12 protein-coding genes are annotated in these 13,672 nt (G+C 48.4%); 6 read left to right on the top strand and 6 right to left on the bottom strand.

Features of this window, described 5'->3' with window-relative positions; genetic code table 11:
• Nucleotides 1-163 precede the first annotated feature (163 nt).
• The 4 genes from coaBC to slmA all read left to right on the top strand — a co-directional run bounded on the left by coaBC (nucleotide 164) and on the right by slmA (nucleotide 5,484).
• Complete coding sequence (gene coaBC, locus AC3A8L_RS13615) at nucleotides 164-1,438, top strand: bifunctional phosphopantothenoylcysteine decarboxylase/phosphopantothenate--cysteine ligase CoaBC (protein WP_487962813.1); 1,275 nt, start codon at nucleotides 164-166, stop codon at nucleotides 1,436-1,438.
• A 6-nt stretch (nucleotides 1,439-1,444) separates the two neighbouring features.
• On the top strand, nucleotides 1,445-3,907 hold the full coding sequence (locus AC3A8L_RS13610; protein ID WP_487962812.1) for a phosphomannomutase/phosphoglucomutase: 2,463 nt from the start codon (nucleotides 1,445-1,447) through the stop codon (nucleotides 3,905-3,907).
• Between the two features lie 66 nt (nucleotides 3,908-3,973).
• Nucleotides 3,974-4,870 carry an acetylglutamate kinase gene (argB, locus tag AC3A8L_RS13605; protein ID WP_487962811.1) on the top strand — a complete coding sequence of 299 codons (897 nt, stop codon included), beginning with the start codon at nucleotides 3,974-3,976 and terminating at the stop codon, nucleotides 4,868-4,870.
• Between the two features lie 11 nt (nucleotides 4,871-4,881).
• On the top strand, nucleotides 4,882-5,484 hold the full coding sequence (gene slmA, locus AC3A8L_RS13600) for a nucleoid occlusion factor SlmA (protein WP_487962810.1): 603 nt from the start codon (nucleotides 4,882-4,884) through the stop codon (nucleotides 5,482-5,484).
• Nucleotides 5,485-5,520: 36 nt separating this feature from the next.
• On the opposite strand, the gene AC3A8L_RS13595 is transcribed toward slmA, so the two are convergent.
• Together AC3A8L_RS13595 and pyrE are read right to left on the bottom strand one after the other, a co-directional pair.
• Nucleotides 5,521-6,162, bottom strand: a complete 642-nt coding sequence (locus tag AC3A8L_RS13595) for a DUF4124 domain-containing protein (RefSeq protein WP_487962809.1) — start codon at nucleotides 6,160-6,162, stop codon at nucleotides 5,521-5,523.
• Complete coding sequence (pyrE, locus tag AC3A8L_RS13590; RefSeq protein ID WP_487962808.1) at nucleotides 6,159-6,809, bottom strand: orotate phosphoribosyltransferase; 651 nt, start codon at nucleotides 6,807-6,809, stop codon at nucleotides 6,159-6,161. Before pyrE ends, AC3A8L_RS13595 begins: the two co-directional genes overlap by 4 nt.
• Before the next feature lie 277 nt (nucleotides 6,810-7,086).
• Here pyrE and AC3A8L_RS13585 point away from each other — a divergent pair, with 277 nt between their 5' ends.
• Both AC3A8L_RS13585 and AC3A8L_RS13580 read left to right on the top strand, forming a co-directional pair.
• The gene (locus AC3A8L_RS13585; RefSeq protein WP_487962807.1) at nucleotides 7,087-7,866 is read left to right on the top strand and encodes an exodeoxyribonuclease III; all 780 of its coding nucleotides are present in this window, start codon (nucleotides 7,087-7,089) and stop codon (nucleotides 7,864-7,866) included.
• Nucleotides 7,867-8,026: 160 nt separating this feature from the next.
• Nucleotides 8,027-9,694 (top strand): hypothetical protein, encoded by a 1,668-nt coding sequence (locus AC3A8L_RS13580; protein ID WP_487962806.1) that lies wholly within the window; start codon nucleotides 8,027-8,029, stop codon nucleotides 9,692-9,694.
• Here AC3A8L_RS13580 and AC3A8L_RS13575 read toward each other — a convergent pair.
• From AC3A8L_RS13575 to proB, 4 genes are all read right to left on the bottom strand, one after another.
• Nucleotides 9,688-10,224 (bottom strand): paraquat-inducible protein A, encoded by a 537-nt coding sequence (locus AC3A8L_RS13575; RefSeq protein WP_487962805.1) that lies wholly within the window; start codon nucleotides 10,222-10,224, stop codon nucleotides 9,688-9,690. The genes AC3A8L_RS13580 and AC3A8L_RS13575 overlap by 7 nt on opposite strands.
• 67 nt (nucleotides 10,225-10,291) lie before the next feature.
• Nucleotides 10,292-11,524, bottom strand: a complete 1,233-nt coding sequence (gene nhaD, locus AC3A8L_RS13570) for a sodium:proton antiporter NhaD (protein ID WP_487962804.1) — start codon at nucleotides 11,522-11,524, stop codon at nucleotides 10,292-10,294.
• Between the two features lie 46 nt (nucleotides 11,525-11,570).
• Nucleotides 11,571-12,623: a pyridoxal phosphate-dependent aminotransferase gene (locus tag AC3A8L_RS13565; protein ID WP_487962803.1), complete on the bottom strand. Its 1,053-nt coding sequence runs from the start codon at nucleotides 12,621-12,623 to the stop codon at nucleotides 11,571-11,573.
• Between the two features lie 111 nt (nucleotides 12,624-12,734).
• Nucleotides 12,735-13,672, bottom strand: a 938-nt coding sequence (proB, locus tag AC3A8L_RS13560) for a glutamate 5-kinase (RefSeq protein ID WP_487962802.1), incomplete at its 5' end; no start/stop codon positions are given.

Below are 13,672 nucleotides of genomic sequence, written 5' to 3'. Positions count from 1 at the left end.
GTCAAGCAAGCACCCAAAAACCCAAATTCCAGCAACTTATTCCGTGCACGCCCCTTAGTGATGCACTTTGACCATTAGCCGACCGTAATATGCCAACTTCTTTGGTGAAAAGCGCCCATATTTGCTATCTTAGCTGCCCATTGACAGGGGCACCAATGCGCAAATGAGCAATCTCCATAATAAAAATATTCTCTTGGGCATCACCGGCGGTATAGCGGCGTACAAATGCGCCGAATTAACGCGCCAACTCAAGAAGCAAGGCGCTAATATTCAAGTCGTTATGACGCCTGCCGCCGAAGCGTTCATCACCCCAATGACTCTTCAAGCCGTATCCGGCAACCCTGTGCGCACACACCTACTGGATACGACTGCCGAAGCCGGCATGGGGCATATCGAGCTGGCACGATGGGCAGACATTGTCGTCATAGCGCCCGCCACGGCAGACTGCCTTGCACGACTCGCTCACGGGCTCGCCAATGATTTACTCACCACGGTATGTCTTGCCACCGCAGCCCCAATTGCTTTGGCGCCAGCAATGAACCAAGCCATGTGGAGCAACCCCGTAACCCAGTCCAACATTGAGAAAATAGCCGCTTACCCACACTTTCGACTTTGGGGCCCAGGCGAGGGGGAGCAAGCCTGCGGCGATAACGGCCTGGGCCGAATGCTCGAACCTCAAGAAATCACACAACACCTAATCCAGTGGGCAGCGGAACTGGCTAACAACGGGAATTTAAGTCATGGCCTAGCACTGCAAGGAAAGCATGTTGTGATCACAGCGGGGCCTACGCGCGAAGCCATCGACCCAGTACGCTACTTAAGTAACGAAAGCTCAGGAAAAATGGGCTACGCTTTAGCTCAAGCTGCCATGAATGCAGGCGCGAAAGTGACTTTAATTAGCGGCCCCACACAACTAGCCGCTCCTGCCGGCGCGAAAAACATCGCTATAACAAGCGCTCTAGAAATGCATGACGCTAGCCTATGCGCGGCAAAAAGCGCCGACATATTCATAGGCGCCGCCGCCGTGGCCGATTTTCGCCCCAACCAAGTAGCGACTAAAAAAATTAAAAAGGGGGCTGAAGATCACATGCAAATATCGCTAATTAAGAACCCCGATATTATTGCCGATGTTGCCAATCTCACCCCCAGACCTTGGGTCGTTGGCTTTGCAGCCGAAACCCACGATGTGATTAACTATGCAACCAACAAACTTCATAACAAGAAGTTAGACATGGTGATCGCCAACGATGTTTCTGATAAGCGTATTGGCTTCAATAGCGACCACAATGCCGTGACCGTCCTGTGTAAAACGCCAAACACCATGGCAATATCGAACACGCACCTTTCTCTCAAAACAAAACACCAGCTCGCTGAACAATTAATTCAACTGATTGCTCAAGCTTCTCAAAACGAGCCACTTAACACGACGAGCCTTTAAAAACACATGAAAGTGAAAACAGCACAAACCGCATCAGCGCTGAATGATTATGTCAAAAGCTCGCCAGTTAAGGTCTGGCTGAGTGGCTGCCTATTGGCCGCCACTCTCCTATGCGGCGGCGCAACCTACTACCTCTGGTCTAGCCTTGTCGTTGCAGAGCAAGAGCACCAGCTGAGTGAGTTTACCCAGCAGAATATTGATAAAGCCGTGTCTAACGTTAATTCACACCTCATGACCCTGCGAAAGAAAGTCGCTTTTTTTGGCCAAAGCCCGCAACTGGAAGAGGCCCTATCCAAAGGAGATCAACTTGAACTGCGCAGCATACGTCAAAACATTAAAAGTAACTTCCTCCAAGCCGAGGGCGTACGCCTCATCCAAAAAGGAAAAGCAAAGCTTAATTTAGATGCCGAACTCCCACTGCGCTTCTCTGAAATGGAAATGATTCAACAAATTGAAGAGCGTATTTCTGTAGAGCCTGAAGCGGTTAAACTCAAGCAAGGCTGGCGCTTAAATTTCGCAATACCAATCCCAACAGACCCGTCCAAACCGGTTGTGGGCACACTGCTGATAACGTCAAGCCTGAATAGCACCTTCGAGGCGATGACTGACGGCTTAACGCAAGAAGGCAAGCTGACCCTCCTTCAAAATTACAGCAGTGGCCAGCACCGACTCCACAGCACAGGCAAAGCCAGCGGCACAGCCCTTTTTACTAAAAAAGTGGGAGGGACACCTTGGGTCATCGAATACATGCCATCCAACAAGGTGACCCAATCAACCCAAACCAACTGGCTAATCTTTGCCATTGGCACCAGCATTACTTGGCTGCTAGGCCTAACGGTTGCAATAACAACGGGGTTATTTGTAGGCCGCCAAGGTGAGCGCCGGCGCTTAGCCATTGCCAAGACCTATAAACGTATGGGGCAGGTCGGCCAAGAACACGCCAATAGCGAGGCTGAATACTCAAGCCTCAACGCAGATATTCTCGACATTAATATCGATGAGGATGATGATCTTCTAGGTTTTGATGACGCTCCAAACGGAGACTCCCTACCTGACGATGTAGAGGCACCGGAAGAGCAAACCCCACCACAAAATATTGTTCCGGGGCACATTTTTAGGGCCTACGATATTCGCGGCGTCGTCGAAACGGACATAACCAATGATACTGCTCAGCTTATTGGGCAAGCTCTTGGCAGCGAAGCGCTAGACCTCGGCGAAGAATCACTAATCGTCGGTCGCGATGCGCGGACCCATAGCCCAATTTTAACCGAGTACCTGGTGCGCGGCATTTTAAGCACAGGCTGCAACGTTATTAATATTGGCACCGTGCCCACCCCCGTCGTTTACTTTGCCACCGAGACCCTTGAAGGCTGCAAGTCAGGCGTTATGGTAACGGCAAGCCACAACGGTCCAGAGTTCAACGGCTTCAAATGTGTGATGCAAGGGCGCGCTCGCACAGAAGAAGACATTCAAGCCATACGACAACGCATTGAAAAGAATCGCTTCTACTCTGGCAAGGGTGAAGAAAAGCGTCATGACGTCACGGCAGATTATATCGATACTATTTTTGCCGATGTTGCCCTCGCAGGGGATGTTTCGATAGTTATTGATGCCGGTAATGGCGTAACGGGTAAAGTGGCACCTAAGCTATTCGAAGAACTTGGCTGCGAAACCACTTGCATCAACTGCGACCTAGACGGGACCTTCCCTAACCACGGACCCGACCCAACCAAACCAGAAAACCTCAAGCAGTTAATTGATAAAGTCGCAGAAATAGGTGCCGATTTTGGCGTCGCTTTCGACGGTGATGGCGACAGACTTGTCGTCGTGACGAACAGCGGCCAAATCATATGGCCTGACCGCCTACTAATGCTATTCGCAAAAGACATTCTCGCCCGCAACCCCGGCGCCGATGTTATCTACGATGTGAAATGCACACGCAGCATTAATCGTGTCGTTACCCAGTTTGGGGGCCGCCCCATCATGTGGAAAACTGGCCACGCCCCGATGAAGGCCAAAATCACAGAAACCGGCGCACTGCTCGGCGGCGAGTATTCGGGCCACATCTTTATTAAAGAGCGCTGGTTCGGCTTTGATGACGGCATGTATGTCGCTGCACGCCTAACTGAAATAGTTAGCCTTGCTGGCGATACCCTCGATAATATCTTTGAAGAATTTCCAGAGCTCCCCAACACCCAAGAGATTCTTGTTGCAGCCAACGAAACGCAAAAATTCGAAGTGGTTAAAACGCTCATCGAAACCGGCGATTTCAAAGAAGCGAAAATCACAACCCTAGACGGCATTCGGGTTGACTTCCCTTATGGCTGGGGTATCGTGCGGGCCTCGAACACATCGGCCAACTTAACCTTGCGCGCCGAGGCTCAAAGCGACTCAGAGCTACACGACATAAAGGCCTTACTCACACGTGAACTCAGAAAAATCGATACTGCGCTCACGCCCAAGTGGTAATGTTTTGCCCTATTACTTTTGTTTATACATCAGTGTCCAATGAACACTCAGGATCGAGGTAACACCATGCCCACCAGTAATGCGAATGCAATCGCGATGGTTCTCACCGAGGCCCTCCCTTATATTCAGCGCTTTACGAACAAAACCATTGTTGTGAAATTTGGCGGTAACGCCATGATTGACGAAGCGCTTCAAAATAGCTTTGCTCGCGATGTGGTCTTGATGAAGCTGGTCGGCATGAACCCTATCGTCGTGCACGGTGGCGGCCCCCAAATTGGCGAACTTCTCAACAAGCTAAACATTGAGTCCAGCTTTGTCGACGGCATGCGGGTTACCGATAGCGCCACCATGGATGTCGTGGAAATGGTATTAGGCGGCTCCGTCAACAAACAGATCGTCAACTTAATCAACAATAATGGCGGGCACGCCATCGGCGTAACAGGCAAAGACGGGCGATTAATTCGCGCAAGAAAAATGGAAGTAAGCCATCAAACACCCGAAATGAAAGCGCCTGAAATCATCGACATCGGCCACGTGGGTGAAGTTGAGAGCATTGATCGCAGCGTGATAGACCTGCTTGTTCAAGGGGATTTCATTCCCGTTATCGCACCGATTGGCGTGGGTAAAGATGGCGCCTCTTACAACATCAACGCCGATCTTGTTGCCGGTAAAATTGCCGAAGTCATGCTCGCCGAAAAGCTTATGTTATTAACCAATGTTGGCGGCCTACAGGACAAACAAGGCGAAGTACTCACAGGCCTATCCACCGCGCGCGTAGACGCATTGATTAAAGACGGCACCATATACGGTGGCATGCTACCGAAAATTCAGTGCGCATTAGATGCTGTGAAATCTGGAGTTGCGAGCGCACACATCGTTGATGGCCGCGTGCCCCATGCCGTACTGCTAGAAATTTTTACCGATGCCGGGGTTGGCACACTTATCACAAATAAAAGCCTGTGAGCCAATAACGCATGACCACCACTGAGCCTAAAAAAAATCGCAAACAGCAAATTCTAGAAACCCTAGCGTTTATGCTTGAGGACAACCCAGGGGGCCGTATCAGTATTGCAGCCCTAGCCAAAAGTGTGGGCGTATCCGAAGCTGCACTTTACCGACACTTCCCCAGCAAAACAAAAATGTTTGAAGGGCTTATCGATTTTGCAGAGTCAGCCATTCTTAGCCGCGCCAGTACGATTGCCAGCGATACCATAAGCGCGCCCGAGAAAATCGAACGCATTACACTTGTTTACCTAGTATTTTGTGAGCGCAACCCAGGTATCACCCGCCTATTAACGGGAGATGCCATAAGCGGGGAGCGAGATCGCCTACACACACGAATTCGACAATTTTTTGATCGACTCAGCACAGAAATGCGCCAAGTATTGCGTAAGAGCGAGCTAGAAAACGGGCTTCGATATACCCTTTCTATAAACGAAACAGTGGCTCTGGCGCAAGCCTGTGCGGAAGGCCGAGTCGCTGCTTTCGTGCGCAGCCAATTTAAAACTCAACCGAGTGACAACTGGTCTAGCGCTTGGCTATGCCTACAAGCTGGGCTTATTAATACCGCCAGCTAATACCCGTAAGGCGTTTCGCTGCACAGCAGATGTATCTCAAGGCTTGCCCTGGTCTGCATCGCTAACAGCACTTGTGGCCCCATCCGAAAAGCTTGCCACCCCCAGAGTAAATAGCTGCAGTTCTTTAGCAAAGCGATCTTCGATAATGCTCTTTTCTTCTATTCGCTGGGCCCGAATAGCACTGGTTGCCGCCAGTTTTTCATTCAACGCCGCCAATGTATCCAGAATATTTTTAGGTACATCCTTACCTGCGCGCTCAAATCCAGCTGCACGCGCCGTGATATCGTCAACCTCCTCCTGAATGTTTACAATACTGCTATTAACCAACACAATGCTTGCATCCACATGCACCAGCTTCCGTTGCTTTGCAGCCTCTATGTCCCGTACTGTACTGTAGCGCCGGGCCAATAACTCATACTCGGCTTTCAGCTCAGCTTTCGCCCTCTCCTGCTCAACAAATTCAGGGTCTGGGGCCGGCTCGACAACCTCAATAACACGACCGTTGGTGGACACTATTTCGTACCCTTTTTTGACATGCTCTGGGGGAATGGAGTGGCCCATCACCTTTACGCCCTCTTCATTAACGTAGCGGTAATATTGCGCCTGAGCCGCTGCGACACCAACCCAGCAGCTCACAGCCAACGCCGAAATACAAACGCCCAACTTTATCGTATTCATGCACTTACACCATATTGCTGTCGATACGCCAAAATCTTTTCATAGACCCCTGGGTAAGCCTGCGAACGATCTTCCAGGTAGGTCATAATGTCATCAAGTTTAATAAGGCTCACTACCTTTACCGGCGTCTGCTGCTCTAATTCGGCAATAGCCGAAAGCTCACCTTGACCACGCTCCTGTCGATTCAAGCCAATAACCAAGGCTGCAGGCGTCGCTTGTGCCTCATCAATAAGGGCTAACACCTCCCTCACCGCGGTACCGGCGGTTATCACATCATCGACAATCGCTACACGGCCGGCCAATGGTGCCCCGACTAACGAACCGCCCTCACCATGCGCCTTCACCTCTTTGCGATTATAGGCAAAAGGAAGGTCGAGCTGGTAATCATCAGCCAAGGCCGAAGCGGCGGCGACAGCGAGGGGAATCCCCTTATAAGCCGGCCCGAATATCATATCGAATGGAACACCGGACTCAACCAGCGCTTGCGCGTAAAAACGCCCAAGCTTAGCAAGAGCCAAACCGGTTTGAAATTGCCCTGCATTGAAAAAGTAAGGACTTACACGGCCAGACTTCAAGGTGAACTCACCGAATTTTAGGGCCTGGCTTTCGAGAGCTAACTCGATAAATTGTTGCTGATAAGACTCCATACTGCGGATGCCTCCTCTAAATAGTCTCTGTAGACTCTATATTCTACCGTTTTTCCTGAACCCACGCTGAGCCTGACACATCAAAATGTATTTTCACTAGCCAAAGGGCCTAATAACCCCAATAACACAACGCATACTCGAGCAACTCTTGGTAGAATGCGCGCAATTAGGCCATTTACACACAGCCGCCTATACTAAAAAGTTAATAAACACTGCTCCAGCCGCCACGACAAACAAGGCGCACAAACCAAAATCGCACTCACACAAGGGGGCCCGAATGCGAATTATCTCTCTGAGTGTTGACGGAATACATCAAGCAGCCCAACGCGGCCTGTATGAATGGATTGCCGAGCAAGATGCAGATGTCATCTGCTTACAGGATTTGCGCGCACTTGAGCCAGAATTGGACGACGATATATTCCACCCCAATGGCTACTTCGCTTACTTTTTTGACTCCGGCACAAAGCATTACAATGGTGTTGCAATTTACACCCGCCACCAACCTAAAGCGTTAATATTTGGCCTCGGCTTCAGTAGCGGTGTCGACATGGAAGGCCGCTACCTGCAAATCGACTTCGAACAGCACAGCATTGGATCTCTTCTCGCACCTGCCGCTATGAGTTCCACTGAATCACTAGAAGAAAAAATACAATTCTTTGATGATCTGCAAGCCCTAATGCACAAAGTGACACGCAAACGCAGGCACTTCATTTTTTGTGGTAACTGGGCAATGGCTCACACCAACAATGATGTCGAAAAGGCGCAAGAACACGTTCATGATGCCGGCTTTTTACCCCACGAGAAACTCTGGCTACAGCAGCTCTTTAAGCAAGTCGGCTATTGTGACGCATTTCGTTTAGCCAATAACGATTCTGACGAGTATTCATGGTGGCCATCAGGTAATCATGCCGACGGCGACGGCTGGAGAACCGACTACCAAGTGGTTAGCGCAGCGCTAAAACACAAAGTAGAATACGCAACGACTTATAAAACCAAAACCTTTTCGAGCCACCGCCCCGTCATTATCGATTACGATATCGACTCAGACCAACTGTAAGCAGGGTCTCGCGCCAAATGAATACCCTGCAGTATTTAATTGGCGCACAAACCAATGAATTTCTTAGTTAATGCGCAAAAAAATGTAGCCACGCACAACCTCCACTGGTTAACATGATAGGCGACAGCCGCATACTATAATTTCATGAGCCAGCCCGTTGATGACATCCCAGAGCATCTACAAAAGCGTATTACTTCCCGACATCCTTGATTACTGCCAAGTTTTTTTTCCGTCGCTCATGGAGCAGTCACAAAGGCAGCACCCAAACACAGCATTCCCCAGCGAACTTGAAATACGCAATAGCCTGAATCAATTTATAGAGTGGCTCCAGCGCTGCTTAGAAGCACCACTCACCCAGGTTTCGGACAACTCACAGAGAAGCCCCGGCACCCTAGACACTCAAAATTTAGTCACACAATTCACCCAATACCTTAATCTATCGACAGACAGCGGGATCACCCCAAATACTAACCCGCTCGCGCAACATTGCATCTTAGACACGCTCGATAAAATACTCACCATCAATAGTGACATTGAGCCCAGCCCCTACCTTGAGGCCATAGAGCAAAAATTTGATCATTTAGCCGAAAGCTTTTATAAACAATTGAATCGCTTCTGCGGCTGTTACTTTTCAATGAGTACAGACTCCCTCTCTCGCGACCTCCCCAAACCCAAAATCTGCCTTGATAGTAATGCACATTTTCCAGCGCTAGAACGATCATCACCATCGATATCAGACGTGGAAGCTGCAATACAATCGATAAAGCAATTTATCAATGAAGAGCTAAATCAAAATAAAGTCGGCACGAAACTACACGCGCTGGCAAAGAAAATTGCCCTCCCGATTATTAATTGCTCGTTAACAATCCCGGAAGCATTTTTAGCTCACGACACAAAGCACCCACTTAAACAGTTACTTTTGGACTTTAAAGCCATCGCTCAACACTGCCACCATTACAGAACAGCACACTCTAACGAGATGTCATCTCAGACCGAAATGGCCATAAAATACTTTATCTCCTCAGCACTAGAGGGCCCAGCAAAAACAAACGAAACACGTATGATACTGGCTCCCCTTGTAAAACAATGCGTAGCACCCCAACCCACCGCGCCCGAAAAACGTACTGAAGCAGTAGTGCCCGCCCCCTCCCCTAAAGCCTCCAATCCAGCAACCGACAACCAAACAACGTCAAACACAGGCAAGGTCATTACCCTACCCTCAAGAAATAAAGTACATACATTTTCAAGCATTAAAGAACAAGCCGGGCACATGATAAAAACGCTGCTACTCGATACAGACACGCAGAACTCTCTGGCAGCGAAGCTTCAATACGAATGGCTGCGAATACTTGAACTAACAGGCAACCGTTACGGCACCCACTCCACTCAATGGGAACAAGCCATTCAACAGTTCATTGAACTCACAAGCCACGCCTCAATTGCAGGCCTGCCTCCACTCCTCGCCAGGAATATCGAAAAGCAACTTCGATTAACAGGGGTCCGAAACGCACAGATCAGTGGGCGCGCCCACCCCCCAGCAGAAGCTCAATACACCTCCATACTAAAGGAAGGAAACTGGTTTTATTACAACAGGGATGATCAGGAAATTCGATGTAAGCTTGCCGCCATTATTAAGCAAATAGGACGGTACATTTTTATTTCTCGACAAGGACAAAAAGTTTTAGAGATCGACCACGAGGAACTCAAGACACAACTCACTAGCGGCCGCATAAGACCCTGCCGTAGCGCCTCACTTAGCAATACTCTAGAAGATGTACTTTCCAACATTAAACACGCACAAACCAAAGAGCTCGAGCTTGACTACTGATCACACCGGTCAACCACTTTGAGCAGCTGCGCACCCAAAATCGATAACACACAGTAAGCGGTAAAAAAATAAAAGCCATCATGCAGGGTTGCACGTACACTAGGGTGAGCACTACCCGCAAGGAACGCCATAAAGACACCCACAACAAAAACATCGGCCATCGACCACTTGCCGATCAACAACACCACCTGATGTAAGTGATCGCGTATACGCGCAATCGGTAAAGCTAACGCCAACAACAAAAAAATGGCCTTAAGCACTGGAATAACCACACTAAACAACAAAATCAAAATAGCGACTAAACGATTACCACTCTCAAATAACGAGGTAATTGACTCCATAATACTTTGTGTTTTGTTGTAAAACTCCATCTTCCCCAATAACGGCAAGCTCGCTTCAATCGTTAGATTCATCATTGGCTGCGTCAGGCCGGGATACAACATCGCCAAAGATAAAAGAATGCAAGCCAAGGCCAGAATATTGCGAGGCGTAATGCGCGCCGAAGAAGAAAGTGTCGCCGGGTATGTCATTGTGATTAACCATCCTTTTTATACCGAGAATATAGAGCGCCGCCACTAAGGAAGGCGCTATTAGCAATTAACGCGCAAGCAGTAAGGTAGCCCCGTAACCCGCCGTGTATGCCGCCAATAATTGCGGCATAAAGCGGGCATACTGCATAAAGGTTAATTCACGCATTTTACTCATCGCAACAATACCCGCAGCCGAACCAATAACCAACAGCGAACCACCAACACCGACCGCATAGGTTAACGCCAACCATTGTGGGTTTGATAGCGTTGGCTCAGCTTTCAACAAGGCAGCGGTTAAGGGTACATTATCCAGAAACGACGACAATACGCCCATAGCAAAACTGGAAACATTAGGATCAACAGCAAAATAGAAGTCTGTCACCCAAACCAAAATGCCCACCTCTTTTAAAGCGCCAACAATCAGTAGTATTCCCAAAAAGAACATCAAAGTATCAAACTGAATTTGGCGAATGTACTCTAACAAATGCACCTCTTGATGATATTTATTGACCACCCCACCAATCAAGAACATCACCGACAAGCCCATCAAGAAGGTCAACACCGGCGGCATTCCAAAGAAAATATTAAAGACCATAGTGCAAACAATGGTTGAGAAGAACAGCGCGGCAATCACAACATCTAACGTTTCAATTTTATGCGTATTCACCTCAGCAATAACAACCCGCGAGCGCCCTAACGTCATGAGAAACGCTAGCGTTGCAACACCAATTAACGTAGGTATAAACAAAGCCAAAAGCTCACTAATCGTCACATGCCCAGCACTGAAGATCATCAAGGTCGTAACATCACCCGTAATTAAAATAACCCCGCCGGAATTAACCGCAAATACCACTAACACACACAACTTAATGCGCTCTTTAACTTCCAACTTAAAGGCCTGCACAACACCTAAAGCAACCAGCGTAGCTGTAATGTTATCGCACAGCATAGACAAGACCACAGAGAAAACAGCCAATAAAAGCGTCAGCCGCCTTAAGCTCATTTCACCGGGAAGAATCCGACTCACCACATCACCAACCAACCCGCGCGCATTCAAATAGGCAACAAAAGTCATTGTCGCCATCAGGAATAACCACAAAGAGGCGATATCCAACAAGTTTTCGTCGAGCATGTGCTTCATGTGCTGCGTATCGCCATGCTTTGAAGCAAACACAAATAGCACGCACCAACTTAAACATCCTAGAAACAAGGTGCTTTTCGCTTTATTAAGGTGAATAACTTCTTCGAGCGCAATACCCACCAATGCCAGCAAAGCCAGCGAGATAATAATAATTTCCATAGTTACCACTTTTATATAAAATTAAATGTCTCTTTCAGCTGCCCCACTAAAGTACAGACTGAATAACTGTAATCGCGCGCTGCGTTTGTTCAACAGTGCCTATCGTCACCCTTAAACCCAATTGCCCATCTGCATCAGCTTTAGGCCGAACAAGAATACCTGCAGCCACTAGCGCCGCATTAATTGCACTCGGGTCTTTCGGGAAGCACCAAACATAATTGGCATCGCTGGGCCAAAACGGGATATTGCAATCACTTAAAAACGATTCAAATAGAGGCTTCGCTTGCTGCATAACCTCATGAACATAGACATGGGTATATTCAGGGTTCGCTAAGGCCGCACGAATAGCGACGACAGCCAACTGATTAATATCGTAAGGCCCACGAACATTCAACAAGGCTTGTATATTCTCTTTGCAGCTCACAACAAAACCTAAGCGCAAAGCAGGAATACCCCACGTTTTAGAGAAAGTGCGCGTAACCACAAGATTGGTATAACGCTCAACCCAATCACACACCGTTAAACCTGAATATTCAAAATAACACTCATCAACCATCACAGTAGCGTGGGGCGCCGCCATCAAAATACGCTCAATAGCTTCACGCGCAATACCGGTACCACTAGGATTATTGGGATTAGCGATACAAATAATGCGCGTCTTCGGTGTAATGGCCTCGAGCACCCCAACCAAAGGGAAACCCTCTTCACGCGAATATTGCGGCTCGACAATTTTAAGATTTTCTACTTTCGCACACTGGCTGTACATTGCAAAACTTGGGGCGGGAATAATCGCTTCATCACCCGCCACGCAAGAGGCTCGAATAATTAAATCGATGCCTTGATCAGAGCCGTTGGTAATCATCACCTGCTCAGCCTGAACACCGCAATACTGCGCAATAACACGATCAATATCGCCGTAAGCCGGGTACATCTGGAGTTTACCGGCCTGAATGTAGTCGACCATAGCCTGAGTGATATCAATAGACACAGGCAATGTACGCTCATTAAAATCTAGCAGCAAATGACTTTTAGGGTCGCGACCATCAAGAGGTGGCTTGTACGCGCTCATGGCGTGAATATGTTTTTTAAACGTGGCCATATTAAAATCACCCTAAAAATAATAAGCACCCTAAATAATCAGTGCTTTATTGCCAAAACAAAAAAGCCCACACCCGCAAAGCGTCGTGTGGGCTACTCGAATATTTTTTGACTAAACCAAAACTAAATTATCTCGATGCACTAACTCATCAAAATCTTTATAACCCAACAAGCGGCTAATATCCTGGCTACTACAGCCAATAATTTTACGCGCTTCATCGCTACTGTAATTCACCAAGCCACGGGCAATTTCAACCCCCTGCTCATCACGACAAATAAGAAGCTCACCTTTTGTAAAAGTGCCGCTTACGCGCTTAACACCCACCGGCAAAAGGCTTTTGCCTTTATCGCGTAGCACTCGAACAGCACCGCTATCCAAAACCAACTCACCTTTGGCCTGCAAGTGTCCCGCCAACCAACTTTTTCGCGCTGCGAGCGGCTCCTGAGCCGCATAAAGCAAAGTCCCGATACTATCGCCACGCACAACTTTAGTGATTGCGTCATCAATGCGTCCACCCACAATCACAGTATTAGCACCAGAGCGAGCAGCCAAACGAGCCGCCTTAACTTTAGTCGCCATACCGCCACGGCCAAGTAGGCCGCCGCCGCCCGCCATGGCATCCAGCATTTCATTATCGGCAGATGTTTCGGGAATAATTTTTGCCAGCGCATGCTTACGTGGATCGGCGTCGTACATACCCATCTGATCAGTGAGGATCATCAATGTATCGGCCTCGATACAATTCGCAACCAAGGCCCCTAAAGTATCGTTATCACCAAAACGAATTTCATCGGTGACGACAGTATCGTTTTCATTAACAATGGGAACAACACCCAAACCAATCAATGTCTTTAAGGTGGTGCGGGCATTCAAGTATCGCTGGCGATTAGAAAAGTCATCATGATCCAGCAGCACCTGCGCCGTTGGGATCGCAAACTTTGAAAAAACCTCTTCATAAGCTTGTATCAAACCCATTTGCCCAACCGCTGCCGCCGCTTGGGACTCATGTACAGATGATGGCCGTTCCTTCCAGCCCAAGCGTGTAATAC

The sequence above is a fragment of the Marinagarivorans sp. genome (assembly GCF_982758155.1).
This window is presented reverse-complemented; position numbering and strand designations above follow the sequence as displayed.

Coding starts and splice junctions, on each gene's coding strand:
- AC3A8L_RS13575 (WP_487962805.1), bottom strand. CDS start 10,224: ATGACATACCCGGCGACACTTTCTTCTTCGGCGCGCATTACGCCTCGC.
- pyrE (WP_487962808.1), bottom strand. CDS start 6,809: ATGGAGTCTTATCAGCAACAATTTATCGAGTTAGCTCTCGAAAGCCAG.
- argB (WP_487962811.1), top strand. CDS start 3,974: ATGCCCACCAGTAATGCGAATGCAATCGCGATGGTTCTCACCGAGGCC.
- AC3A8L_RS13565 (WP_487962803.1), bottom strand. CDS start 12,623: ATGGCCACGTTTAAAAAACATATTCACGCCATGAGCGCGTACAAGCCA.
- AC3A8L_RS13595 (WP_487962809.1), bottom strand. CDS start 6,162: ATGAATACGATAAAGTTGGGCGTTTGTATTTCGGCGTTGGCTGTGAGC.
- AC3A8L_RS13610 (WP_487962812.1), top strand. CDS start 1,445: ATGAAAGTGAAAACAGCACAAACCGCATCAGCGCTGAATGATTATGTC.
- coaBC (WP_487962813.1), top strand. CDS start 164: ATGAGCAATCTCCATAATAAAAATATTCTCTTGGGCATCACCGGCGGT.
- AC3A8L_RS13585 (WP_487962807.1), top strand. CDS start 7,087: ATGCGAATTATCTCTCTGAGTGTTGACGGAATACATCAAGCAGCCCAA.
- slmA (WP_487962810.1), top strand. CDS start 4,882: ATGACCACCACTGAGCCTAAAAAAAATCGCAAACAGCAAATTCTAGAA.
- nhaD (WP_487962804.1), bottom strand. CDS start 11,524: ATGGAAATTATTATTATCTCGCTGGCTTTGCTGGCATTGGTGGGTATT.
- AC3A8L_RS13580 (WP_487962806.1), top strand. CDS start 8,027: ATGACATCCCAGAGCATCTACAAAAGCGTATTACTTCCCGACATCCTT.